This window comes from Cytobacillus depressus, assembly GCF_008923245.1.
In the GTDB taxonomy this organism is placed as follows: Bacteria; Bacillota; Bacilli; order Bacillales; family Cytobacillaceae; genus Cytobacillus; species Cytobacillus depressus.
This window is the reverse complement of record NZ_WBOS01000010.1, coordinates 81,455-103,746: the sequence shown is the minus strand read 5'-3', so window position 1 is coordinate 103,746 and position 22,292 is coordinate 81,455. Positions and strand designations below refer to the sequence as shown.

24 protein-coding genes are annotated in these 22,292 nt (G+C 38.1%); 20 read left to right on the top strand and 4 right to left on the bottom strand.

Annotated elements, in window-relative coordinates:
• Genes F7731_RS17810 through F7731_RS17790 form a run of 5 tightly spaced genes read left to right on the top strand, consistent with a single transcriptional unit; the run spans position 1 to position 5,758 of the window.
• Complete coding sequence (locus tag F7731_RS17810) at positions 1–870, top strand: carbohydrate ABC transporter permease (RefSeq protein WP_151536154.1); 870 nt, start codon at positions 1–3, stop codon at positions 868–870.
• Between the two features lie 15 nt (positions 871–885).
• On the top strand, positions 886–1,710 hold the full coding sequence (locus tag F7731_RS17805) for a carbohydrate ABC transporter permease (protein ID WP_151536153.1): 825 nt from the start codon (positions 886–888) through the stop codon (positions 1,708–1,710).
• Between the two features lie 19 nt (positions 1,711–1,729).
• Complete coding sequence (locus F7731_RS17800; protein ID WP_151536152.1) at positions 1,730–2,695, top strand: glycosyltransferase family 2 protein; 966 nt, start codon at positions 1,730–1,732, stop codon at positions 2,693–2,695.
• On the top strand, positions 2,682–3,059 hold the full coding sequence (locus F7731_RS17795) for a GtrA family protein (protein WP_151536151.1): 378 nt from the start codon (positions 2,682–2,684) through the stop codon (positions 3,057–3,059). Before F7731_RS17800 ends, F7731_RS17795 begins: the two co-directional genes overlap by 14 nt.
• On the top strand, positions 3,056–5,758 hold the full coding sequence (locus tag F7731_RS17790; protein ID WP_151536150.1) for a YfhO family protein: 2,703 nt from the start codon (positions 3,056–3,058) through the stop codon (positions 5,756–5,758). Before F7731_RS17795 ends, F7731_RS17790 begins: the two co-directional genes overlap by 4 nt.
• Positions 5,759–5,862: 104 nt before the next feature.
• On the opposite strand, the gene F7731_RS17785 is transcribed toward F7731_RS17790, so the two are convergent.
• Positions 5,863–6,705: a metallophosphoesterase family protein gene (locus F7731_RS17785; protein ID WP_151536149.1), complete on the bottom strand. Its 843-nt coding sequence runs from the start codon at positions 6,703–6,705 to the stop codon at positions 5,863–5,865.
• A 310-nt stretch (positions 6,706–7,015) separates the two neighbouring features.
• On the opposite strand from F7731_RS17785, the gene F7731_RS17780 reads away from it, so the two are divergent.
• The 4 genes from F7731_RS17780 to wrbA all read left to right on the top strand — a co-directional run bounded on the left by F7731_RS17780 (position 7,016) and on the right by wrbA (position 9,770).
• The gene (locus F7731_RS17780) at positions 7,016–7,438 is read left to right on the top strand and encodes a MarR family winged helix-turn-helix transcriptional regulator (RefSeq protein ID WP_151536148.1); all 423 of its coding nucleotides are present in this window, start codon (positions 7,016–7,018) and stop codon (positions 7,436–7,438) included.
• 62 nt (positions 7,439–7,500) lie between these two features.
• The gene (locus tag F7731_RS17775) at positions 7,501–7,899 is read left to right on the top strand and encodes a DoxX family protein (RefSeq protein ID WP_151536147.1); all 399 of its coding nucleotides are present in this window, start codon (positions 7,501–7,503) and stop codon (positions 7,897–7,899) included.
• A gap of 122 nt (positions 7,900–8,021) precedes the next feature.
• Positions 8,022–8,960, top strand: a complete 939-nt coding sequence (locus F7731_RS17770; protein WP_151536146.1) for a ring-cleaving dioxygenase — start codon at positions 8,022–8,024, stop codon at positions 8,958–8,960.
• 198 nt (positions 8,961–9,158) lie between these two features.
• Positions 9,159–9,770, top strand: coding sequence for an NAD(P)H:quinone oxidoreductase (gene wrbA, locus F7731_RS17765; RefSeq protein WP_151536145.1), 612 nt, complete (start codon positions 9,159–9,161; stop codon positions 9,768–9,770).
• Between the two features lie 92 nt (positions 9,771–9,862).
• Here the strand turns inward: wrbA and F7731_RS17760 are convergent, their stop codons facing one another.
• Both F7731_RS17760 and F7731_RS17755 read right to left on the bottom strand, forming a co-directional pair.
• The gene (locus tag F7731_RS17760) at positions 9,863–10,066 is read right to left on the bottom strand and encodes a DUF1657 domain-containing protein (RefSeq protein WP_151536144.1); all 204 of its coding nucleotides are present in this window, start codon (positions 10,064–10,066) and stop codon (positions 9,863–9,865) included.
• Between the two features lie 112 nt (positions 10,067–10,178).
• The gene (locus F7731_RS17755; RefSeq protein WP_151536143.1) at positions 10,179–11,315 is read right to left on the bottom strand and encodes an MGDG synthase family glycosyltransferase; all 1,137 of its coding nucleotides are present in this window, start codon (positions 11,313–11,315) and stop codon (positions 10,179–10,181) included.
• A 169-nt stretch (positions 11,316–11,484) separates the two neighbouring features.
• Here F7731_RS17755 and F7731_RS17750 point away from each other — a divergent pair, with 169 nt between their 5' ends.
• Positions 11,485–12,210: an endonuclease/exonuclease/phosphatase family protein gene (locus F7731_RS17750; protein ID WP_246197280.1), complete on the top strand. Its 726-nt coding sequence runs from the start codon at positions 11,485–11,487 to the stop codon at positions 12,208–12,210.
• A gap of 51 nt (positions 12,211–12,261) precedes the next feature.
• Here F7731_RS17750 and F7731_RS17745 read toward each other — a convergent pair whose 3' ends face one another.
• Positions 12,262–12,555 (bottom strand): hypothetical protein, encoded by a 294-nt coding sequence (locus F7731_RS17745; protein ID WP_151536141.1) that lies wholly within the window; start codon positions 12,553–12,555, stop codon positions 12,262–12,264.
• A gap of 259 nt (positions 12,556–12,814) precedes the next feature.
• Between F7731_RS17745 and F7731_RS17740 the strand changes: the two genes are divergently transcribed.
• The 10 genes from F7731_RS17740 to cysP all read left to right on the top strand — a co-directional run bounded on the left by F7731_RS17740 (position 12,815) and on the right by cysP (position 22,274).
• On the top strand, positions 12,815–13,438 hold the full coding sequence (locus F7731_RS17740; protein ID WP_151536187.1) for a DUF2238 domain-containing protein: 624 nt from the start codon (positions 12,815–12,817) through the stop codon (positions 13,436–13,438).
• A gap of 1,129 nt (positions 13,439–14,567) precedes the next feature.
• The gene (gene pgsB, locus F7731_RS17735; RefSeq protein ID WP_151536140.1) at positions 14,568–15,749 is read left to right on the top strand and encodes a poly-gamma-glutamate synthase PgsB; all 1,182 of its coding nucleotides are present in this window, start codon (positions 14,568–14,570) and stop codon (positions 15,747–15,749) included.
• Positions 15,750–15,760: 11 nt separating this feature from the next.
• Positions 15,761–16,210, top strand: a complete 450-nt coding sequence (pgsC, locus tag F7731_RS17730; RefSeq protein WP_151536139.1) for a poly-gamma-glutamate biosynthesis protein PgsC — start codon at positions 15,761–15,763, stop codon at positions 16,208–16,210.
• Positions 16,211–16,221: 11 nt separating this feature from the next.
• Positions 16,222–17,385 (top strand): CapA family protein, encoded by a 1,164-nt coding sequence (locus tag F7731_RS17725; RefSeq protein ID WP_151536138.1) that lies wholly within the window; start codon positions 16,222–16,224, stop codon positions 17,383–17,385.
• Positions 17,375–19,009, top strand: a complete 1,635-nt coding sequence (gene ggt, locus F7731_RS17720) for a gamma-glutamyltransferase (protein WP_246197279.1) — start codon at positions 17,375–17,377, stop codon at positions 19,007–19,009. Before F7731_RS17725 ends, ggt begins: the two co-directional genes overlap by 11 nt.
• 25 nt (positions 19,010–19,034) lie before the next feature.
• Positions 19,035–19,199, top strand: coding sequence for a hypothetical protein (locus tag F7731_RS26560; protein ID WP_170289741.1), 165 nt, complete (start codon positions 19,035–19,037; stop codon positions 19,197–19,199).
• A 163-nt stretch (positions 19,200–19,362) separates the two neighbouring features.
• A complete protein-coding gene (locus tag F7731_RS17715) occupies positions 19,363–19,983 on the top strand; it encodes a precorrin-2 dehydrogenase/sirohydrochlorin ferrochelatase family protein (RefSeq protein ID WP_151536137.1) in 621 nt (206 codons plus the stop codon).
• Between the two features lie 265 nt (positions 19,984–20,248).
• A complete protein-coding gene (locus tag F7731_RS17710; protein ID WP_151536185.1) occupies positions 20,249–20,359 on the top strand; it encodes a YezD family protein in 111 nt (36 codons plus the stop codon).
• A gap of 122 nt (positions 20,360–20,481) precedes the next feature.
• On the top strand, positions 20,482–21,198 hold the full coding sequence (locus F7731_RS17705) for a phosphoadenylyl-sulfate reductase (RefSeq protein ID WP_151536136.1): 717 nt from the start codon (positions 20,482–20,484) through the stop codon (positions 21,196–21,198).
• 26 nt (positions 21,199–21,224) lie between these two features.
• A complete protein-coding gene (gene cysP, locus F7731_RS17700) occupies positions 21,225–22,274 on the top strand; it encodes a sulfate permease (RefSeq protein WP_212031214.1) in 1,050 nt (349 codons plus the stop codon).
• Positions 22,275–22,292 lie beyond the last annotated feature (18 nt).

Genomic DNA, 22,292 nt, shown 5'->3' with positions numbered 1-22,292 from the left:
ATGGCTTGGAACAGACTGCGGCCATATGTCATGATTTCTCCAGCCATTGTGATATTTTGCTTGTTTTTTATCTATCCAATTGGCTACATGATTTATTTAAGTATGCATGAATGGAACTTCGTGAGCCCGGATAAACAATTTGTTGGTCTGCAAAACTTCACGACACTCTTTGCTGAGCGTGAATTTGTTGAAGTCATGCAAAACACATTTACATACACGGCATTAACTGTCTCACTCACGATGATAATCTCACTCATTTTAGCTCTTTGGCTTAATCACAATGGCACTGTATACAGCTTCGTTCAAGGGGCCATATTTAGCCCGCATATCATTTCACTTGTTTCGGTTTCCATGCTATGGATGTGGCTGATGGATACAGATTATGGCTTATTAAATTGGTTTTTAAATTTATTTGGCCTATCGAATGTATCTTGGCTGACAGATCCGAGTACATCCCTTTTTTCGCTAGTTATTGTGGCTGTTTGGAAAGGGATTGGCTTTAATACGCTAATTTTCATTGCCGGCCTGCAAAGCATTCCTCGGGATATGTATGAAGCGGCTCAATTAGATGAATCGAGCAAGTTGCGTACTTTTTGGAAAATCACATTGCCCATGCTGTCGCCAACTTTATTTTTCTTAACAATCATCAGCCTAATTGGCTCCTTTCAGGTGTTTGAGACCATATCCATTATGACTAAAGGCGGGCCAATCAATTCAACGAATACATTTGTGTACTATATTTATGAATATGGTTTTCGATATTTTAAAATTGGATATTCGTCCGCGGCAGGTGTGCTATTGCTCATCATTGTCGGTTTACTGACGATTTTATACTTTAGGCTACTTGCAAAGCGCGTTCATTATCGCTAAAAATGGAGGATTCATATGAAGACATCCTATTTAGGAAAGCTTTTAAACGGAATTGGATTAATTCTTATTGTATGTGTGTTTGCTTTTCCTTTTGTGTGGATGATATCAACATCCTTTAAGACTTTAGGAGAAACGCTAACCTTTCCGCCTAAGTGGATCCCAGAACAATTTATTTGGGAAAATTTCACAAAGGCTTGGAATTCAGGGCCATTTTTTAAATACTTTTTAAATAGTTTAGTGGTGTCAGTCGGGATATTGATTTTGCAATTTTTAACGATTATTCCCGCCGCTTATGCATTTGCCCGATATCGTTTTGCGGGAAAGACATTTTTCTTCGCCCTAACGATGATTACCTTAATGATTCCAGGCCAGCTCATATTCCTCCCAGTTTATTTGCAGATGAGCTCGTGGGGTATACTTGATACGCTTTGGGCGCTTATTTTACCATTTGCTTCGAGTGCGTTTGGCATTTTCATGCTTCGCCAATCGTTTATGCAAGTCCCGGAGGAGCTTTTAGAAGCGGCCAGACTGGATGAAGCGCCAGAATGGAAAATCATTTTAAAAATCATGATCCCAATTGCAAAGCCAGTGTTGATTACTTTTGCTTTATTTAGTTTTATTAGTCATTGGAATGATTACTTTTGGCCACTTGTTATGACAACAAGTGATGCGGCCCGAACACTTCCGCTCGGAATCTCGAAATTAAGAGAGGTTGATGGAGGAATTGCCTGGAACGTCCTGATGGCTGGAAATATGATTTTAGTTCTTCCGATCTTAATTGTTTTCTTTTTTGCTCAGCGTCAAATTATCCGAGCCTTTGTTTATACAGGAGTTAAATAATTTTCGGAAGGGTGAAAGCATGGGGAGCCTAACAATCTCTTTTATTATTCCTTCATATAATGAGGCAGAAAATGTTCAAAATGTTCTCAAAGCAATCGAGTCTGAAATGCTGATTCAGCATTATGAATATGAAGTAGTGTTTGTGGATGATGGCAGCAAGGATGGAACAGTTGAGGCTATTCAAGATTTGGCTTTTTGTTATCCAGAGGTTAAATACGTATCTTTCTCACGTAATTTTGGAAAAGAGGCTGCCTTATTAGCAGGCCTCCGCCATTCACAAGGAGATGCTGTTATTATGATGGATGCTGATTTACAGCATCCTGCCTCTATGATTTCTAAGCTTTTAAAGGGATATGAGGAAGGATATGATCAAGTGATTGCCAAAAGAAATCGCAAGGGTGATTCACTTATTAGATCATTCATTTCCTTCGCATTTTATAGATTAATAAATAAAGCTGTGGATGTGGAGCTATCTGACGGGGAAGGAGATTTTCGACTTCTTAGCCGTAAAGCGGTTGATGCGCTATTAGTGCTTAGTGAAGGGAATCGATTTTCTAAAGGCTTATATTCATGGATTGGCCTTGAGAAAAAGGTCATCTCCTATGAGAATGTGGCAAGAGAAAAAGGGGAGACAAAGTGGTCCTTTGCAAAACTTATAAACTACGGAATAGATGGAGTAGTCTCCTTTAACCACAAACCATTACGTGCATGCTTCTATATAGGGGCCTTTGTTCTAATATTGTCTCTGCTTTATATTATCATTACTTTCACTGAGATATTGCAAAATGGCATCGCGGTTCCCGGATATTTTACTACAATCTCAGCTGTTCTCTTTTTAGGAGGGGTTCAGCTTGTCTGTTTGGGGATTATTGGGGAGTATATCGGCCGCATCTATTATGAAACAAAAAAACGCCCGCATTATATAATAGGAAAAACAAATATTGAAACAGCCGCAGAGAAGAGAGATAAGCATGTTATTCAATAAAAAAGAGTTTTTAAGGTTTGTCATTGTTGGGGTCGTGAATACTCTTCACTATTACGTCCTATATATGGCTTGTCTGCATATATTAGAGTTCCATTATATCCTCTCACATACTATCGGGTTTTTATTTAGTTTAATAGGTTCCTTTTTATTAAATACGATGTATACGTATAAGGTAAAGCCGACGTGGTCAAGGTTTCTTCGTTTTCCATTCACTCAAGCTTTTAATACAATTGCAACAGCCGTTTTATTGTTCATATTTGTTGACCTTTTCCATATTAGCAGCAGTCTTGCGCCAATTGCAGCCGTCTTTATTACTGTTCCAATGACCTTTATTCTTACAAGGAGAATATTGAAGCCATCATGATACAGTCAAAACATAAATTACCTCAGCTTTTTCCTAATGACCAATCTTTACTTGACCGCCTGATCCAACGTTTGAAAAAAAGGAAAGATTTATTCATTCTATTTTTATTAAGTTTGACCATAGCATGGATGAGCCATTTATTCTTTATTACGGAATGGTTTGATGGCCGTTATATGACTGGGATAAATGATGGGCTTTCTCAAATGCTTCCATTTAAACAATTACTGTACGATCAATATAAAAGTGGGGAATTTTTTTATTCGCCTAATTTTGGATTAGGAGGAAGTACATATACCCTGCTAGGTTACTATTTTTCGATGTCGATCGTTTTTATGGTGACAGCATTTGTCACTTTTTTGCTGGAGAGCGCTCAAGTAATTGATGAGCCTGATTTATATTATTGGGCAGACTTAATTCTTGTCATAAGCGTGATCCGCTTGACGATTATCATAATGTTAACGACATTCTATTTTCGGTATATGCAGTTTTCTAAAGTGCCGGCTTTTACTGGTGCAGTTGTGTACGGAACAAGCATTATTTACTTTCGTCATGTTACTTATTGGGAGTTTTTCGCTGATGCGATGATATGGCTGCCGCTGCTCCTTATTGGTGTAGAGAAAATCATTAGGGAAAGAAAAGCGGGCTGGTTTATACTAGCTGTTTCCATTAGTTTGTTTGATAATTTTTATTTTTCCTATGTGGATTTTTTATTAGCGGGATTTTATATCCTTTTTCGATGGATGATTCGGCTGAGGGATATAGAAACAAGTAAATGGACTCAAATTAAGCTTTATCTTCTAAGTGGTCTTTCAGGCATTGGTATTAGTGCCGTTTCATTTGTACCATCTGTTCATGGTTATTTAAACAATTACCGTCCTCCATATGAAGATCCTGTGCCCGTGTTTGATTTTGTCGATAATCTTTTATTAAATGGCCGGATTGTTTATTTACCAGCCTTTGTACTACTTAGTCTTTTTTTGTTTTCATTTTATCGTCATCGTCTTTTTCGCTTTTATGCATCAATAATCATTTTGCTAATTTTTATGCATTATAGTCCTTTTATAGGCAGTGTTTTCAATGGTTTTTCGGCGCCGCAATATCGATGGGAGTATTTTTTATCGTTAGCAGCAGGAGGAATGACAGCATCTGCACTAGAACAGTTAGGAAAAATAAAGAAGTGGCAGCTGGTTCTATCGAGCGCAATGTTGTTGATGTTGTATGCTCTTATTTATTTTTACGATCCTACAATGGAGTTTACTTCTCTAAAGTCGGCCAATATGGCGATATCGGCTGGTTTCGTCGTGTTTGTTGTCTATATTTATGCATTTACGAAAAGTCATCAAGTGTGGAAGGGATTAATCATCATTATTGTCGTTTCGTGTGTGTCGATTGCGAATTTTTTTCAAGAGGAGAGGCTGACGAAGACAGGTACAGAGTATAGAGTATCAAAGGAATTTATGCAGAGTGATCTATATAATGGGAAGCAACAGGAGGAACTAATCCGTTTTATTCAGAGTGAAGAGCAGGATTCGCTTGCTCGGGTTGACTGGATGATTGAAACGAGAAATAATACACCGATTGTTCAAGATTTTAAAGGATTTAGTGTGTACTCCAGCATTTTAAATAAAAATTTGCTGTTGTTTTATTTAAATGATTTGGGAATTGATATGGGGCGCGAGAGTGTCAGCAGATATGCCTCTCTAGGAGATCGGGCGAATTTGTATAGTATGTTAATGGGGAAGTATTATGTTGCAGAACGGGGAGACGATGCAATACCATATGGATTTTCGGAGTTTGCCTCTGTGGGAAAATATGTTGCCTACCAAAATCAGAATATGCTTCCATTTGTAAGAACAACAGGCAATGTTTTTTCTGAAGAAGCTTTGCTAGGGAAATCTCTAGTTGAAAAAGAGCGGGCAATGTTAACAGGAATTGTTTTAAAGGGAAAAAGCGATGATATGCCTGCTGCGATTCCAGCAAGCAAGAACATTATAAATCATGCACAGATTGAAGCAGTTAATGCCAAGTATGAGAATGGTTTGTTAAAGGTGACTGGTAAAGAGGGCGGGGTAGATCTCGTTCTTGATCAATTGGATCCGTCTGTTAAGGATCTCTATGTTTCCTTTTATATAAAAGACAAGGGCAATATAAAAGGGAATATTAATAAGGAGGAATTCACGCTTCAGGTAAATGAATATAGGACCACAAGGAAAGAAATGGGATCTACTTACAGGACAAATGTGAATAAGATAACGGTCAGGATAGCAGCAAAAGAGCGCATAGAAATTAGAGTTCCTAAAGGTTCCTATGAATTCAATGATTTCAATATTTATGAGGAAAATTATGATGTACTTGAAGCGGTAAAGGATAAGTATGCAGAGAAGCCAGCACCTATCGTAAGTTGGTCTGGAAATTCTCTATCATTTACAGTAGATAATGAAGAGAATGATCAATTCGCCCTGATTCCTGTTCCTTTTGAAAAAGGCTGGAGCGTTAAAGTGAATGGTGAAAAACAGGAAGTATTAAAGGCGAATTATGCGTTTATTGGAATTAAGCTGCAGGAAGGAATAAATGAGGTTAAGCTTGTTTATTATCCCCCGTACTTTCTTTTATGCCTTGTATGTTCATTAGGATCTTTAAGTATCGTTATTTTTTACTTGAGAAGAAAGAGAAAAATAAAAAGGGCGATTCACCAATGATAAGGTGATCGCCTTTTTGGTATGGATATGCGGGATCTATGACTCTTGATGATATGTATTTGTTCCTAGAAAAAGTAAATCTGTCCGTGGTTTTTAAAGGTAAATCAGTTTTTACTTCCAACTGGTATGAGCGGGATCCGGCATTCACGGTCCTCGTCGGTACCTCTTGCAATCGGATTATGTGAAAAGTGTTTAATATTGTTATAAATAACGGCAGCACTTTCCATTAGTGAATTATTTTTTACATCAATCGCTTGAACAATGATCTCTTCAGAAGTAATGTCTATATGACGGAATGCCTGCTGGTCTAGGCATGCAGATGTTTGGACAAAGGTCCAGTTTTTCTGGCGGACAATGGAATCAACATGTGTATGTCCGTTAAAATAAACACCGATTCCGTCCTTTTGATCTAATATCCTCCACATATCAATACTAGGATGGATAGAGCCTTTGTCTATATCGGAGCGTTTTGTCGTATTAAATACAGGATGGTGGGCAAAAACGAGGAGTGGTTTAGATCCAGATTCTTTTACGACATTTTCAAACCACTGCAATTGCTCTTCGTCAACCCAGCCTCCCCAATCTTCAAAATCCATTTCCTTTGCAGTGTCTAAGAATGCAAATACAGCTTCGTCTGTTGAGATGGAATGATAGCGTGCTTGGCCTGTCATTTTCAGCACATCTTCTCTTGGCTGTGCATATAAATCATGATTCCCTAAAACGTGGATAAAGTTCTTCTCTTTTCTTTTTAAATGAGTATAAATTCCTTGAAGTTCAGAATAACGGCCAAAATTCGTTAAGTCCCCAAGTGATACATGTAAATCCGCGTCAACCTCTAAAAATCTGTCAATAAAACATTCATAAAAGTTAGCTCGTGCTTCAAATAAACCTGGAACTGTTTCATCGATTGCTGGATAATGTAAATCCCCTATTAAAACAACCTTCATTTGAAATTCTCCTCTCAAAATATTTATTTGAAGAAAAATAGGATGGGCTAACAAACTATCATCCTCTATATAAACTTTATCGAATGAATGTTAATTACTGGTTTGAGTTGTATGAATTATTTGTAAAAGGTATATTTTTAGGAGACACATAGATTGTTTATAGTCATCAAGGGGTGCGAAATATACTTAGGTGCTACTAAGGTCAGCTCTTATCTTATTTTTTTTAAGTTGTTGACAAAAGAAATGATAAGTATTATTATTATCTCGAATCAGAGATAATTTAATTCGAGATTTATAGGTGGTGAAATAAATGGCGAGAAAATGCATGAATTTGCCCTTTTTGATATTAATGCAAACATCTAAAGAAATTCATGAGCGAATAAAGGAAGAAATGACAAAAAACAAGCTAAGCATAACGGAATTTTCTGTTTTAGAGGTACTGTATCAAAAAGGGAAACAAACCATTCACCAAATTGGAAAGTGCATATTAATTTCGAGCAGTTCGATGACCTATTGTTTAGATAAGTTAGAACAAAGAGGATTATTGAATCGAACCGCCTGTCCAGATGACCGCCGGGCGATACATGTGTTATTAACCGATAAGGGAAAAGAATTGATGAAGGAAATCATGCCGAAATACCATGAGTTAGTTGATGATCTGTTTGGTTCACTAGATTCTGATGAGGCAGAGACATTGGTGCATCTTTTGAAAAAGGTGAGGAATAATGTGTAGACTTATATTTTTTTAATAATATATCTTGGATTCGAGATAAAAATTTGTAGGAGGATTAATAGATGATAAATATTGGTTTATTAATTATTCGTTTAGTAATTGGAATTTTATTCATTGGCCATGGTGCTCAAAAATTATTTGGCTGGTTTGGTGGTTATGGGTTAAAGGGTACAGGAGGCTGGTTTGACTCCATTGGAATGAAGCCAGGAGTAACGATGGCACTCTTCGCAGGATTAGCAGAGCTTATTGGTGGAATATTGTTTGCTTTAGGTCTTTTAACCCCACTTGCAGGAATTATAATTGCAGGAACCATGCTCATAGCTATCTTTAAGGTTCACGGTCCTAACGGATTATGGGCGACTTCAAATGGATATGAATATAACTTAACGGTGCTTGCAGTTGCGGTTGCTATTGCTTTAATCGGTGCAGGCCAGTATAGTCTTGATGCTTTTTTATTCTAGAAATGAAGTGAAAAGAAAGGCTTCGTTATTAGCTATGCTTTTCATAATGGCTGCCAAGGAGAAAGGATGGGGTACCTGTCCCTTAGATTAAAACAAATTTATTAAAAGGGAGGGAAATTAAAATGAATAAAAAGACAATGGGCATCCACCATATTTCTGCCATAGTAGGTCATCCACAAGAGAATGTAGATTTCTACGCGGGAGTTCTCGGACTGCGTTTAGTGAAACAAACAGTAAACTTTGATGATCCAGGCACATATCACCTCTATTTTGGTGATGAAGGCGGTAAACCAGGAACGATTATTACGTTTTTTCCATGGGCAAATGCGTATCAAGGAAGGATTGGCGACGGTCAAGTAGGCGTTACTTCTTATGCCGTTCCTAAAGGTGCCATGAGTTTCTGGGAAGAGAGATTAGAGAAGTTCAATGTTTCTTTTTCTAAATTAAAACGGTTTGGCGAACAGTATTTAGCATTCGATGATCCACATGGTTTGCACTTGGAAATTGTGGAGCGGGATGAAGGGGAAGTCAATACGTGGAACTTTGGAGGCGTAACTCCAGAAGTAGCGATTAAAGGCTTCGGTGGTGCAACATTATTTTCCGCTCATCCAGATAAAACAGCAGAATTGTTAGAGCAGGTAATGGGACTTGAACTCATTGGAAAAGAAGGAGACTTTATCCGCTTCCGCTCTTCAGCTGATATTGGAAATATAATCGACCTAAAAGCAATTCCAACGGGTAGAGGTCAAATGGGTGTTGGTACTGTTCATCATATCGCTTGGAGAGCGAGCGATGACAATGATCAATTGGAATGGCAGAAATATGTTGCAGCAAATGGCTATGCTGTAACGCCTGTTCAAGATAGAAATTATTTTAATGCTATTTATTTTAGAGAACATGGAGAAATTTTATTTGAAATCGCAACAGATCCTCCTGGATTTGCTCATGATGAATCACAAGAAACAATGGGGGAGCAGTTAATGCTGCCTGTACAGTATGAACAATATAGAGAGGAACTTGAACGCAGATTGATACCGATTAAGGTGAAAGAAATAAATTAATATCTCGAGTTCAAGAGGCATGAAACTGGTGTAGTATTAAATTCCTTGTAATAGGGAATAAGAGAACAGTAAGCATTGAAAATTATTTGTTTTCAATGGGGGTGGTTCTAATAAGCGTTTTTAAAAACTAACAAATGGAAGGTGTCATATATGGGCTTTTTAGACAAGTTGTTTGGAAAATCAAAGGAGATGGAAAAGATGACAAACGTTAAATTAGCAGTAGTTTTTTATAGCATGGGTGGAACAAACTATCAATTAGCAAAATGGGCTGCAGAAGGCGCAAAAGAAGCTGGTGCTGAAGTGAAAATATTAAAAGTACAAGAATTAGCACCTGAATCTGTTATTGCAGGAAATGAAGCATGGAAAGCAACTGTCGACGCAACAAAAGACGTTCCAGTAGCAACATCAGCTGACATGGAATGGGCAGACGCCATCATCTTTAGTGTTCCAACGCGCTTTGGCAACATGCCATCACAAATGAAGCAATTCCTTGATACTCAAGGCGGACTATGGGCTTCTGGTAAAACAGTGAACAAAGTGGTAAGTGCGATGACTTCTGCACAAAATCCACATGGTGGTCAAGAAGCTACATTGTTATCCTTATATACTTCTATGATGCACTGGGGTGCGATTATTGCCACTCCTGGTTACACGGATCCAGTGATCTTTGGTGCAGGTGGAAACCCATACGGCACAAGTGTTACAGTCGGTCAAGATGGTAAAATGATCGAGGACGTTCAAGGTGCTGTTAAGCATCAAGCCAAACGTACTGTTACAGTTGCGGAATGGGTTAAAAAAGGAAATCAATAAGCATATTTCAAGAAGAGCCAATTCGATTTGATTGGCTCTTTCTTGAATGAATTGAAAAAAGACCGTTAAGAAACGGTCTTTTCAAACTTTGTTTACTGCTTATATTGTGGTTCTTCCTGCTCCACTTGCTGAAGTCGAGGATTTAGTTGGTCAATAATTAATTGTGTTTGTTGAGCCGTATTTTTATAAAGTTGTTTTGCTTGTTGGTTGTCAGTTTCAAGCGCAAATCCTTCTAAGCTTGCTTGTGCACTTTTTAACCCTGCTATCGTTTGTTTTATGTTTGTGATTACTGTCATTTGTGAATCCTCCTTAATGTATCGAAATAATTTTTCGAACAATATATAGGATGTCGCTCTTAAAAAAATATATGTTACCATTTTATGTTTCTACGGAATTAGGTTTTCATGTCTAAATTTGGTAATGAACTCTAGTTTGACGAAGAAGATTAATGATAAACTCAGCACTCGCTAGTGGATCTACATTTTGTTGGAATTCCCTTATCCTTTCTTGCAAAAACTGCATCTCAGTTGAGGAAATAAGCAAATTCCCTATTAATTCGTCGATATGATTTAATCCATCAATTTGAATGGCCAAACGATTTTTTACTAAATAATCACAATTTCCTTCTTCATGACCGGGAATTGGTTGATAAATATACAGAGGCAGCCCTTTTGATAATGCCTCATAACAGGTCAATCCACCTGGTTTTGTAATAAGTAAATCAGCCGCAATCATCCATTCGTCAATATGTTCAACAAACCCAATAATATGAACATGAGGATGATGAACCATTTTGTTTTTCAACAAGGTTCTTCTTAGTTTTTCATTCCTTCCAGTGCATATGATTACTTGAATCTTTTCTTTCCATTTTATAAGTTCGTTGGCAAGCTGCTGGATTCCACCTAATCCTAATCCCCCTCCCATTACCAATACAGAAGGCATATTTTTTAGTTTTAATTTTTTTCGTATTTCCTGTTTGTTTTTTCTGAGCCAAAAATTCGAACTTATAGGCAATCCTGTAGCGATAAGGCGATTTTCTGGAATTCCCATTTGCATTAATTGAGTAGATATATCTTCACTGGATACTAAATAAATATCTACCTCAGAATGAACCCATGCTCCATGAACATGAAAATCTGTTATGACCGTGCAAAGAGTAAAGGTATGACCAAGCCTTTTTAATCTTGATAAAGATGAACTAGTAAAAGGATGAGTGCAGATGACAAGATGAGGCTTTTCCTGTTCAATAATAACCTCAATCCGGCGATGAAACAGTTGGTAAATAACTGATTTTTTCCAATCAGAAAGAGGCTGGTTTTGTTTATATTGATACAATTTTCTCCATATTGAAGGAGAAAGGGAAATCATTTTGAGGTAAGAGTTAACTAGCAGCTTTGAAGTAAGAGGATGAAGTGTCTGGCCTACCTCTAGAATCTGTGTTTGAATAGATGGAGCAAGATGAGAAATTCCTTGCATTAACCCTTCTGCTGCTTTAGTATGCCCATCCCCAATAGCTTCAGATAGTATCAAGACCTTTTTACTCAAGATGGAAAAACCCCTTACTTTAATGTAATCCTTAAATAGTATTTACAATGCAGCTAATAAAAACATCTTTTCTAAAGATGATTTCAAATACTTATCAAAATATTTTCTGGGGTTTTTTTTCGTATTTATGGGGATAAATGAGTTGAATATTAATTTGGGAGAGAGAATTTTGGAGATTAACGTAATTACCTATAACATTCATCATGGCAAGGGAATTGATAAACAGGTCGATCTATACAGAATTGCTGAAGTTATTGATAAATCTGATGCTGATCTCGTAGGTCTTAATGAGGTCGATAAACATTTCTCAAAACGAAGTCTCTATGAAGACCAAATCAGCTGGCTTGCGAATCAACTAAATATGGAGCATGCTTTTAGTCCGTCTATTTCAATAAAATCTAAGAATTCAACAAAGGTACGGCAATATGGGAACGCCCTTTTATCTCGATATCCGATTGTAACAAAGAAAAGCCATTCATTTAACTATATACCTGGTCTAGTCGAAGGAAGATCATTACTGGACGTAGCCATTCAAATAAACAAACAGTTATTTCAAGTTAATGTTACCCATTTAAGTCTTAATCCCTTTCTACATAAAATGCAAACGGACTTCATCGTGAGTAAGCATAATAAGAATCCCCATCCTATTATCATCATGGGAGATTGGAATATGAGACCTGGATCAAGAGGATGGAGAAAATTGACTAGGAGTTTTCAAGATGCTTGGTATACTGAGGGAATAGGAGCAGGCCACACTTATCCGTCACATCGTCCAAGAACTAGGTTGGATTATATATTTGTCAGCCAAAATGTTAAAGTTGTTGAAGCAAAGGTTTTAACTAATATGTCAAAAGCCTCTGATCATTTGCCATTAACAGCAAGGCTACTTTACTGATATAGCGAAAATAAATGCCCACATTGTAGTGGGCATTTTGATTTAAAAAAATTATTTGTTTGTATTTGAACCTCTGTTAGGTACTAATTCCTTTGCAAACTCCGTTAAATTGGCCATTTTTGGCATTTGGCCAGCGCTTCTAAATTGAAAATTATTCATTAAGTTTTGAACGGGATTCTGCATATTGTTTTTTCGATTCCTTCCTAAGCCATAAGCAGCTGCACTAGCTCCTAGACCTAACAAAGACGCCCACATCATCCCTCTATTATTTCTTCTTCTGCCAAACATATTTAAAAGGTTTTGTCTTCTCCCTAACCTGAAAAGTAATTGTATCCAGTTATTCAATTACAAACACTCCCCTAAGAGAATTTTGGAAAGCGATGTTTTTCACCATCCACCATCTAATATTTGCTTTAAGGGGATTAAAGATGCTGGCAATGTTTGATATGTCCCCCAATATACTCGTTTTTGATAATTAAATGACACGATGGACAACATAAAAAAAATGTTCTTTTGTCCATGGGATGCAGCTAGAAAGGTTCCTTTCGTTACAAGGGAAAAGATATTTACAGGGGTGAGGAAAGTGGGAAGAGATAAAAGTACAATGATTCATATTATATTACTGCTGATTGTTATTACAGTTTTTATTTGGTCGGCTATTCGGCCAGTTCGATACTTCAATTGGACACTCGAAGTACTTCCAGCCGTAACAATACTGATCATCGCGATTACTACATATAGTAAGTTCCGCCTTACCACATTATCCTATTTCATTATTGCTATTCTTTCGATCATGATGTTCATAGGCGGGCATTATACTTTCCCAAAGGTTCCTCTTTTTAATTGGATAAAAGATTATTTTGATCTGAAACGAAATGACTATGATCGGTTTGGGCATTTCCTAAAAGGTTTATTGGCGATTGTGATAAGAGAAATATTGATACGGAGATCACCCCTTACGAAAGGAATATGGTTATATACGGTTACATTAAGTATTACCCTTGCCATTTCCGCCCTATATGAAATTATAGAATGGTTAGGCTCTGTCATAATAAAAGGCGGAAAAGTATCAGAGGACTTTCTAGGAACTCAAGGTGATGTTTGGGATACACAGTGGGATATGTTCCTATCATTCATTGGTGCCATACTTGCGCTACTTACCTTTTCAAATCTCCATACTAAGCAGCTAAGAAAAAAGATTTCTGGACCAAATAATTTTAATAGATAAAAAAGAAAAATAGATACTGAACGACTACCTGTCACGAATCGAATTTTGTCGAAAGAATTTAGTAGCCTTGGTATTTTTTGGGTAATGCCATTTTTATCCACCTAATCACATTACAAAATTGTTAAAAATGTGTTTTTCTTTAGCCGTAAACGCAGGTAATTACTAGAAATATTACAATTATATTAAAATAATAACTATATTAACAAATTTACCATTTGCATTTTGCGTTCCAATACACCATGTATGTCAATTGAATATAAACAACAAATATAATGGGTTAACCTAGTATAAAACCTTTACCTGACAACTAGTTGGGTAAAGGTTTTTTTTAGTATTTGTTTGAAAAAATGAAGTTGAATTCCGGAATAATTCATTGAAGTAATCACATTTTAAGATTTCAATAAGCACACCAATATTTCAGTTCTATAAAGATTGTCTCATAAATAACGATTTGGTAAAAAAGCGTGGAATAATATTGAAATCCCCTCTTTTAAGACTTATTATCGTCATTGCAAAGGGATATACATAAATGAAAAAAAGTTCGACTATTATTCACGAGTTGAACTTAAAACCACACTAATTTGTTTCTTTTAGTTAAGGCTCTGTTAATTCATATGTTGACGTATTAACCGTAAATCCAACAAAAAGAGACAGATTATTCGGAAGTTTGGAGTTCCCATTTTGGGGGTGGGGTTAGTGATTGATTAGAAAGTGCGCACTATGAATCGTTCATGGTGACCGTTTTCGGTGTTACCTTTGGAAAAACCACTATATGAAGTGTTCATGGTACTCGTTTTCGTTTGTGAACTTGAAAAACGCATTCCATGAATGGTTCATGGCGCTCATTTTCGGTTGTGAACTTAAGAAACACGTACTATGAATGGTTCATGGCACTCGTTTTAGTCGAAGCCCTTGGAAAACGCGTACTATAAAGTGCTCATGACGCTCGTTTAGGTGTAGCCCTTGGAAAGCACGTCCTATGAAGTGTTCATGACGCTCGTTTTTAGTGTAACCCATGAAAAACACGTCCCATGATTCGTTCATGTCACTCGTTTTCGTGGGTGAACTTGGAAGACGCGTACTATGAACCATTCATCACCACAATTCATTATTAAAGGAGGCGGAAAAAATGGTACTGATCCCCTTGGTTTGCATTGCGCTTTTAATAGTAGGGGTTATCGAGAAAAGAAAGCATCAGAAAAATATTGATCAATTAAAAATTCGTGTAAATATCAATGGCATTAGAGGGAAATCCACTGTTACTAGATTAATAACAGGGATATTGACTGAAGCGAAATTAAGGACTGTCGGGAAAACGACAGGGACATCAGCAAGAATGATCTACTGGAATTCAAATGAGGAGAAACCGATTAAACGGCGACCAGAAGGACCAAATATTCGTGAGCAGAAAATGGTGGTTAAAGAAGCGGCTGAGTTAAATGCAGAGGCACTTGTTAGTGAGTGTATGGCTGTTAATCCCGATTATCAGATTATTTTTCAAGAAGTCATGCTGCAAGCGAATATCGGCGTTATTGTAAATGTTCTTGAGGATCATATGGATGTTATGGGCCCGACATTAGATGAAATTGCCGAGGCCTTCACAGCAACGATTCCCTATAATGGGCATCTGATTATCTCTGAGTCACCATATGTGAAATTCTTCACAGATGTCGCGAAAAGCCGAAATACGAAAGTGATTGTTGCAGATAATTCAAGTATATCCGAAGACTTTCTTAAACAATTTGAGTATATGGTGTTTCCGGAGAATGCTTCACTTGCTTTAGGAGTCGCGGAAGCTCTTGGTATTGATAGAAAAACCGCATTAAGAGGCATGCTCAATGCTCATCCAGATCCAGGTGCCATGCGGATTTTGCCACTAGGAACACCATCTAATCCTGGGTATTTCGTGAATGGCTTTGCTGCAAACGATGCGGCATCCACTTTAAATATATGGGAGAGAGTGAAAGAGCTTGGATATCCCGCCGAAAATCCTGTTGTCATTATGAACTGTCGACCAGACCGGGTGGATCGTACGGAACAGTTCGCAAGGGATGTGATGCCCTATATTGAAATGTCTACTCTCGTTCTAATAGGAGAAACAGTTGATCCGATTCGGGACGCTTACGAAGCAGGAGAAATCCCAGCACAACGATTACTTAATTTAGAAGGCAAAAATACAGAAGCAGTCTTGCGGGAGATTAAGGATATGTTTGCTGGGCACGTCATATACGGTGTAGGGAATATACATGGTGATGGAGAACCGTTAATTGAAAGACTTCAAGAATATAAATTAGCACAACATGTTAGCTAGGAGGAAATGAAATGTTTGGCTCGGATTTATATATAGCTCTTGTACTTGGTGTTATATTAAGTTTAATTTTTGCTGAGAAAACAGGCGTATTGCCCGCAGGCCTTGTTGTTCCGGGATACCTTGCTCTTGTTTTTGACCAGCCTATATTTATGTTAATGATATTTTTCATTAGTTTGCTTACTTATTTGATCGTCACTTATGGGATTGCGCGTCTTACCATTTTATACGGGCGCCGGAAATTTGCCGCCATGCTTACGACAGGGATTGTTCTGAAATTGGTCTTTGATTATTTTTATCCCGTCATGCCTTTTGAAATTCATGAATTTAGAGGGATTGGGGTTATTGTTCCAGGATTAATTGCTAATACGATTCAAAGGCAAGGGTTAGTTCTTACATATACATCAACACTTCTATTAAGTGCTGCAACTTTCATTATCATGTTTGTCTATAACTTTATTTAGGGTGACATAAGATGTCGAGAAAACTTACTATGCAAGAAAAAATTTTGAAAAGAATAAAAAAAGACAAGAAAAGAACGCTTCGTCAATCAGTTATTATGTTAATCATTACAGGAATTATCATGTTTGGCTTAACACATTTAAATAAGACGGTAACTGCTGTAGCAACAAAGGACCCGGATCAGCTCTTAACAGCTACGATGGTAGGCGATATCATGCTAGGCCGGAATGTTGAACAAGTAACACAGCGATACGGCCATGATCATGTATTTCAATTTGTAAAACCATTTTTTGATGAATCAGATTATGTAACAGGGAATTTTGGACATCCAGTTGTTTCAGGGGAAGATGATCAAGAATCCACTCGTTCCATTCATTTCAAAGCAGATGAGGAATCCGTTAAGACAATGAAAGAGTTAAACGTTTCAGCGATGACGATTGCTAATAACCATATCATGGATTTTGGCAAAAAGGGGCTGACGGACACTCTACAATCGTTTAATAAAGCGGGCATTGATGTCGTGGGAGCGGGACGAAATTTAGAAGAGGCGAAAAAGATTTCTTATCAAGTAAAGAATGGAATAACAATTGCCATGCTAGGAATCACAGATTCTTATGCTAAAGGGGATAACGCACTTGAAAATCGCCGAGGGGTACTTGAGGCTGATCCAGATATTTATTTGCCATTGATTACGGAGGCGCGCTCTCAAGCGGACTTAGTCATTGTAAATATGCATTGGGGCCAAGAGTATGACAGTGAGCCGAATCCGAGGCAAAAAGGGATTGCTAGAGCAATAGCCGATGCCGGTGCGGATATCATTGTCGGCCATCATCCACACGTCCTATCATCTGTAGAAGTTTATAATGATACCGTTATTTTCTACAGTCTAGGGAATTTTGTTTTTGACCAGGGCTGGTCAAAAACGAGAGACAGTGCACTCGTTCAATATAAGCTGAATAAAGACGGGAAGGCGAGATTCGAAGTAACGCCATTAAGTATAAGAGAAGCGAGTCCCGCACCGTTAGGGAAGTTTAGTTTTCTTCAAGAACAAAAAATCTTTCGATTACTTACAAAGTATTCAGAGTCAAAAGATCTTTGGAAAAGAGAAAATGGAAAGCTGGTCTATGAAGTGGACCACTCCCGTGTATTGAAAGGAGCTTCCACCCTTGAAAATTAAAGGGTTTCTTCTTTTCTTGTTCTTCTGTGCAATGATTGGTTTGACTGTTTATATTTTTAACGATATTAGGGTTGAACAATCAGAAAATAATTATCAAGTTAAGCAATCTAAGCCTTTGAAAAGTGATAAAGGCTACGGAGTTAGTTCATCCCATCCACTGGCAGTAAAAGTAGGGATGGAGATATTAGAAAATGGCGGAAACGCTGTTGATGCTGCAGTTGCTGTGTCGTATGCGTTAGGGGTTGTAGAGCCATATAGTTCTGGGATTGGCGGAGGCGGAGAAATGATTATTATGCCAGGTGATAATCAGACTCCGATCTTTTATGAATATCGTGAGACCGCGCCTTTTTCTGGGAAGATCCCACAAGGATATGTTGGGATCCCCGGTTTAGTCAAAGGAATGGAATTGATTAATGCAGAGCTAGGATCTATGAATATAAAAGAATTGATCCAGCCAGCTGTCGATCTCGCCGAGAAAGGTTTTGAAGCAGATAACGATTTATCTAAACGATTAGAAAATGCGTCTTATCGAATGCCAGTTTCTTCTCTCCCTCACTTTTATCCAGATGGTGTAGCAATTAAACCAAAGGCCGTTATTAAGCAACATGATTTAGCTAATACCTTAAAACTTATTCAAGAGCACGGCTCGGATGCTTTTTATGATGAAGAAATTGCTGAACAAATAGTGGATAAGGTAAAAGGGTTGAAAGCGACTGACTTAAAAAATTACTCAGTAGTGAAAGCTGATCCCGTGTATGGCAAATTTAAGGACTTTGAAATCATATCCGCGCCGCCCCCGCTTTCGGGGGTAACATTGATCCAATCTTTGCGAATGGCAGAGATATTAAACTTACAATCTACTAAAGAAAATACGGCTGACTTTATCCATCTTGTCGGGGAAATCTCAAAGAGAGCCTATCATGACCGGTTGTCTGAAATTGCAGATCCAGCATTTTATCAATCCCCAAAAGACTTGACCAGTCGAAAGTATTCGAAAAAACTAGCAGAAGAAATATCAATTAAGAAGCTATCGGATGATTACAAAGTAAATGATTCGATAGCAGACGAAGAAGATTATGATAATACTACCCATTTTGTCATTATGGATAAAGAGGGGACCATGGTATCAGCCACTCATACTTTAGGTCATTTATTTGGTTCTGGAAAATATGCTGCAGGTTTTTTTCTAAATAACCAGTTAAGCAATTTTAGTCAAGCTGCGAATCGGATCAATAGTATTGAGCCTGGTAAAAGGCCGCGAAGCTTTACGAGTCCCTCTATATTAAGAAATGATGAAATGATGATTGGAATTGGCACTCCTGGCGGGAAGCGCATTCCCCAAGTGCTAACTCAAGTGTTAGCTAGACACCTTTTATTTGGGGATTCCATCCAGGATGCCATTGATGCTCCTCGATTTTATGTAGAGGATAAAAAAATTTATGTCGAAGATGGATTTCCAAGTAAAGTTTTGGACGAGCTCCGTGATAGAGGTTACAGGGTAATTATTAGAGATTCCCCCTATTACTACGGGGGAGTACAAGCATTAATTGAAGATAAAGAAGAGAAGATTATTCTCGGCGGTGCTGACCAGCGCAGAACTGGCATATGGCAAGTAAGAGAATAAATTGAAAGTTGGAGTGAAATCAATTATGAAAAAGTTTTTCCGTTCAGGATTACCATTCTTATTTTTGTTTGCGGCTCTATACGCTATGAGTACATTAAAGCATCTTGACACACTGTCTGTTAAAGAGACAGAGCAAATAAAAAGCTTCTTTGCGACTCAAGAGAATGGAACAATTAATTCCGAAGAATAAAAAAGTGCCTGGCACTCCTTGAATAATGTCGATTTTATAAAGTTTTTTGACAAAATTCAGGTGGTGACAGGCACTTTTTAAAAACCCTAAATCATACTTGACTTATAGGAATAGTTTAAATTATGATATTACTTAAAAATAGGAGGGGGGCCGTGGGGACCCTATGCAGCCGTTAATTATTAATTTAACAGGTAAGAAGGTCGTCATTGCTGGTGGCGGAAGGATTGCCGCGAGAAAAGCACAGACTTTAGCAGATCAGCGGGCAGAGATTACTTTTGTCGCTCCTCACTTTTGCGAAGAGATTCTAGAGCTATCTAATGCAAAGAATTTTTCCATTATTAAGAGAATAGCTCATCCAAATGATTTTGCAGGTGCATTCCTGGTCATCCTAGCGACAAATGTTCGAAGTGCTAATAAAGCATTGGCAAATCAGCTTTCACCTAATCAATTAGTTTGTGTAGTTGATGAATCTGATGAAGGAAATGTATCGTTTCCTGCGACGATCCAGAGGGGACACCTCCAAGTAGCGGTAACGTCAAATGGTGCGAGTCCAAAGCTGACGAGAAAGCTGAAAAAGGAGTTAGAAAAACAATTTGATCACTCCTGGGGAGCTTATTCTGAATTTTTGCTTCGATGCCGAAAAAAGCTGAAAGAGCTAAATGTTCCACTTGAAGAAAGAAACAAATTATTAGAAGAAATCCTTGATGAACGTTATCGCCTGGATAAATATGATCAGGAGGAGATATTAGAGCGCCTTAGCAAAATAGGGCCTTTTAAAGGTTAGTGAGGGACTATCTGACTATTTATTAGAAAATTTTATTTTCTTATTTACATTAATCCTATCGGCATGGTAGTATTTATGTAAATTATTAACATAACTTATAAGCGGGTTATGGAAAATATACAATAAATTTTAGCGGCTATTTCCAGTCATTATTATAAATTGGGGGAAGTTGATTAGTATTTCCTCCACGTATCAACATGTTGAAAGGGGGACGAATCAGCTGAATAATGGGGGAAGGGAAGAGCTGTATACACAGCTTGAAAAAATGCTGGACTCTTTAAAATTCGGATCCATCACGATAGTTGTTCAAGATGGCAAGGTCGTGCAAATAGAGAAAAATGAAAAGGTTCGTCTTCAATCAAATAAAACTCGCTGACTAGATAAACTAGAGGCGGTCTTCACTATTTTAATAGTGGGAGACTGCCTTTTTTTATTGATTATTACGCCCTTTTTCAATAACCCGCTTTATTTTTTGCTTGATTAGGAGGTTTACAAACAATGGAGACTGCTGTCACTTATCAAAACTGGTCCCAAATTTCTGACCGTTTTCACATTGGCGATGAATCAAAAGGGGCAAAGGAGGTTCTCGAGTGGGCGTACCATTCCTACCCAGAAGAGCAGCTTGTCTATGCCTCAAGCTTTGGGGCAGAAGCGATTGTCTTAATCGATCTGATCCAACAGTGTCAGCCAAATGCCCATATTGTTTTTTTAGATACTGGTTTGCACTTTCCAGAAACTTATGAAGTGATTGAAAAAATCAAAGCCCGTTTTCCTAGCTTAAGAATCGAGCGAAAACAGCCGCACTTAAGCCTGGACGATCAAGCAGTTCAATTTGGTACCGCCTTATGGAGAAGGAATCCAAACGAATGCTGCCATATTCGTAAGGTCATTCCATTACAAGAAGTACTCTCGACAAAACTAGCATGGATATCCGGCCTCCGTCGAGAGCAATCGCCGAATAGAGCCCATACTGAATTTATTAATAAAGACGAGAAGTTCAAGAATGTGAAAATTTGCCCGCTTATCCATTGGACTTGGAACGACATTTGGGAACACATCCGTAAAAGGGACCTTCCTTACAACAAGCTACATGATCAGCAGTACCCAAGTATTGGGTGTTTTCCTTGTACACAGCCAGTTGGTAACAATGGCGACTCACGTGCAGGACGTTGGACAGGAAGCGGCAAGACAGAGTGCGGTCTTCATACCCGATAAGGAGGACATGACAAGTGGTAACGATAATGGCAGTGATAATTGGATTGTTTTTTGCCATGAATATAGGTGGAAGCGGGGCAGCCGCTTCTATGGGCATTGCCTACGGTTCAGGAGTGATTAAAAAAGGCTTGGCATTAATGCTTTGCAGTATCGCGGTATTCCTAGGTGCTTGGCTTGGCGGCGGGGAGGTCGTAAAGACAATTGGGAGCGGAATTGTCCCTTCATCCACGTTCACAGTCCCAATTGCGTTGATCGTTTTAGCATCTGCGGCTTTGTCATTATTTTTGGCTAATATCTTTGGCATTCCGCTTTCAACGAGTGAAGTCGCAGTGGGGTCGATCATCGGTGCAGGAATTGTCTATCAGTCTGTATACGTGTGGAATCTACTCTGGATTATGAGTTTCTGGCTAATTACACCGCTAGCCGCATTTATAATTGCTGTTTTTGTTAGCTATCTATTAAAAAGTACATTCATTAAACGGATTATGAAAGCCCCTAAGGCTGTTCCCTTTCTAGCGATACTAGTTGTATTTATGGGCTTATTTGAAGCATTTTCGGCGGGGATGAATAATGTAGCAAATGCTGTTGGACCGCTTGTTGGCGCTGGAATCCTTTCTACGGGAAGCGGGATCCTCTGGGGCGGGTTATTTGTAGCATTCGGAGTGGTACTGTTAGGACGGCGCGTGCTGGAGACAAACGGTAAAAAAATCACTGAATTAAAGCTTGAAGAAGGCTGTGTCATTTCAGGAACAGGTGCAAGTATTGTCACAATCGCTTCATTATTCGGCATTCCTGTACCACTCACTCAAATAACGACTTCTTCCATCATAGGAATTGGGTTTGCCAAACAGGGCAAGGCGGTTTTGAAAAAGGGGATCGTTATTCAGTTGCTCACTGTTTGGATCGTATCACCCGTTCTTTCTATGGTTTTATCATATACGCTCATCCAGCTGATTATTGAACAAAATTTTTATCCAGTTATTGCGATGGCTGGTGTGCTGATTTCTGTTTTCGGAGTACTGTCATTAATCAAAAAGAAGCATACAGTCATTCAACATACTCCGCTAAAAGAATAGCAACATTAACCTAGTAAG

What these genes read in the sequence shown, in the direction of transcription:
- F7731_RS17775 (WP_151536147.1), top strand. Translation starts at nt 7,501, where the DNA reads ATGATAAATATTGGTTTATTAATTATTCGTTTAGTAATTGGAATTTTA.
- F7731_RS17760 (WP_151536144.1), bottom strand. Translation starts at nt 10,066, where the DNA reads ATGACAGTAATCACAAACATAAAACAAACGATAGCAGGGTTAAAAAGT.
- F7731_RS17725 (WP_151536138.1), top strand. Translation starts at nt 16,222, where the DNA reads ATGTCGAGAAAACTTACTATGCAAGAAAAAATTTTGAAAAGAATAAAA.
- F7731_RS26560 (WP_170289741.1), top strand. Translation starts at nt 19,035, where the DNA reads ATGAAAAAGTTTTTCCGTTCAGGATTACCATTCTTATTTTTGTTTGCG.
- pgsB (WP_151536140.1), top strand. Translation starts at nt 14,568, where the DNA reads ATGGTACTGATCCCCTTGGTTTGCATTGCGCTTTTAATAGTAGGGGTT.
- pgsC (WP_151536139.1), top strand. Translation starts at nt 15,761, where the DNA reads ATGTTTGGCTCGGATTTATATATAGCTCTTGTACTTGGTGTTATATTA.
- F7731_RS17705 (WP_151536136.1), top strand. Translation starts at nt 20,482, where the DNA reads ATGGAGACTGCTGTCACTTATCAAAACTGGTCCCAAATTTCTGACCGT.
- F7731_RS17800 (WP_151536152.1), top strand. Translation starts at nt 1,730, where the DNA reads ATGGGGAGCCTAACAATCTCTTTTATTATTCCTTCATATAATGAGGCA.
- wrbA (WP_151536145.1), top strand. Translation starts at nt 9,159, where the DNA reads ATGACAAACGTTAAATTAGCAGTAGTTTTTTATAGCATGGGTGGAACA.
- F7731_RS17805 (WP_151536153.1), top strand. Translation starts at nt 886, where the DNA reads ATGAAGACATCCTATTTAGGAAAGCTTTTAAACGGAATTGGATTAATT.
- F7731_RS17740 (WP_151536187.1), top strand. Translation starts at nt 12,815, where the DNA reads ATGATTCATATTATATTACTGCTGATTGTTATTACAGTTTTTATTTGG.
- F7731_RS17795 (WP_151536151.1), top strand. Translation starts at nt 2,682, where the DNA reads ATGTTATTCAATAAAAAAGAGTTTTTAAGGTTTGTCATTGTTGGGGTC.
- F7731_RS17770 (WP_151536146.1), top strand. Translation starts at nt 8,022, where the DNA reads ATGAATAAAAAGACAATGGGCATCCACCATATTTCTGCCATAGTAGGT.
- F7731_RS17790 (WP_151536150.1), top strand. Translation starts at nt 3,056, where the DNA reads ATGATACAGTCAAAACATAAATTACCTCAGCTTTTTCCTAATGACCAA.
- F7731_RS17810 (WP_151536154.1), top strand. Translation starts at nt 1, where the DNA reads ATGGCTTGGAACAGACTGCGGCCATATGTCATGATTTCTCCAGCCATT.
- F7731_RS17785 (WP_151536149.1), bottom strand. Translation starts at nt 6,705, where the DNA reads ATGAAGGTTGTTTTAATAGGGGATTTACATTATCCAGCAATCGATGAA.
- F7731_RS17715 (WP_151536137.1), top strand. Translation starts at nt 19,363, where the DNA reads ATGCAGCCGTTAATTATTAATTTAACAGGTAAGAAGGTCGTCATTGCT.
- F7731_RS17710 (WP_151536185.1), top strand. Translation starts at nt 20,249, where the DNA reads ATGCTGGACTCTTTAAAATTCGGATCCATCACGATAGTTGTTCAAGAT.
- cysP (WP_212031214.1), top strand. Translation starts at nt 21,225, where the DNA reads ATGGCAGTGATAATTGGATTGTTTTTTGCCATGAATATAGGTGGAAGC.
- F7731_RS17780 (WP_151536148.1), top strand. Translation starts at nt 7,016, where the DNA reads ATGGCGAGAAAATGCATGAATTTGCCCTTTTTGATATTAATGCAAACA.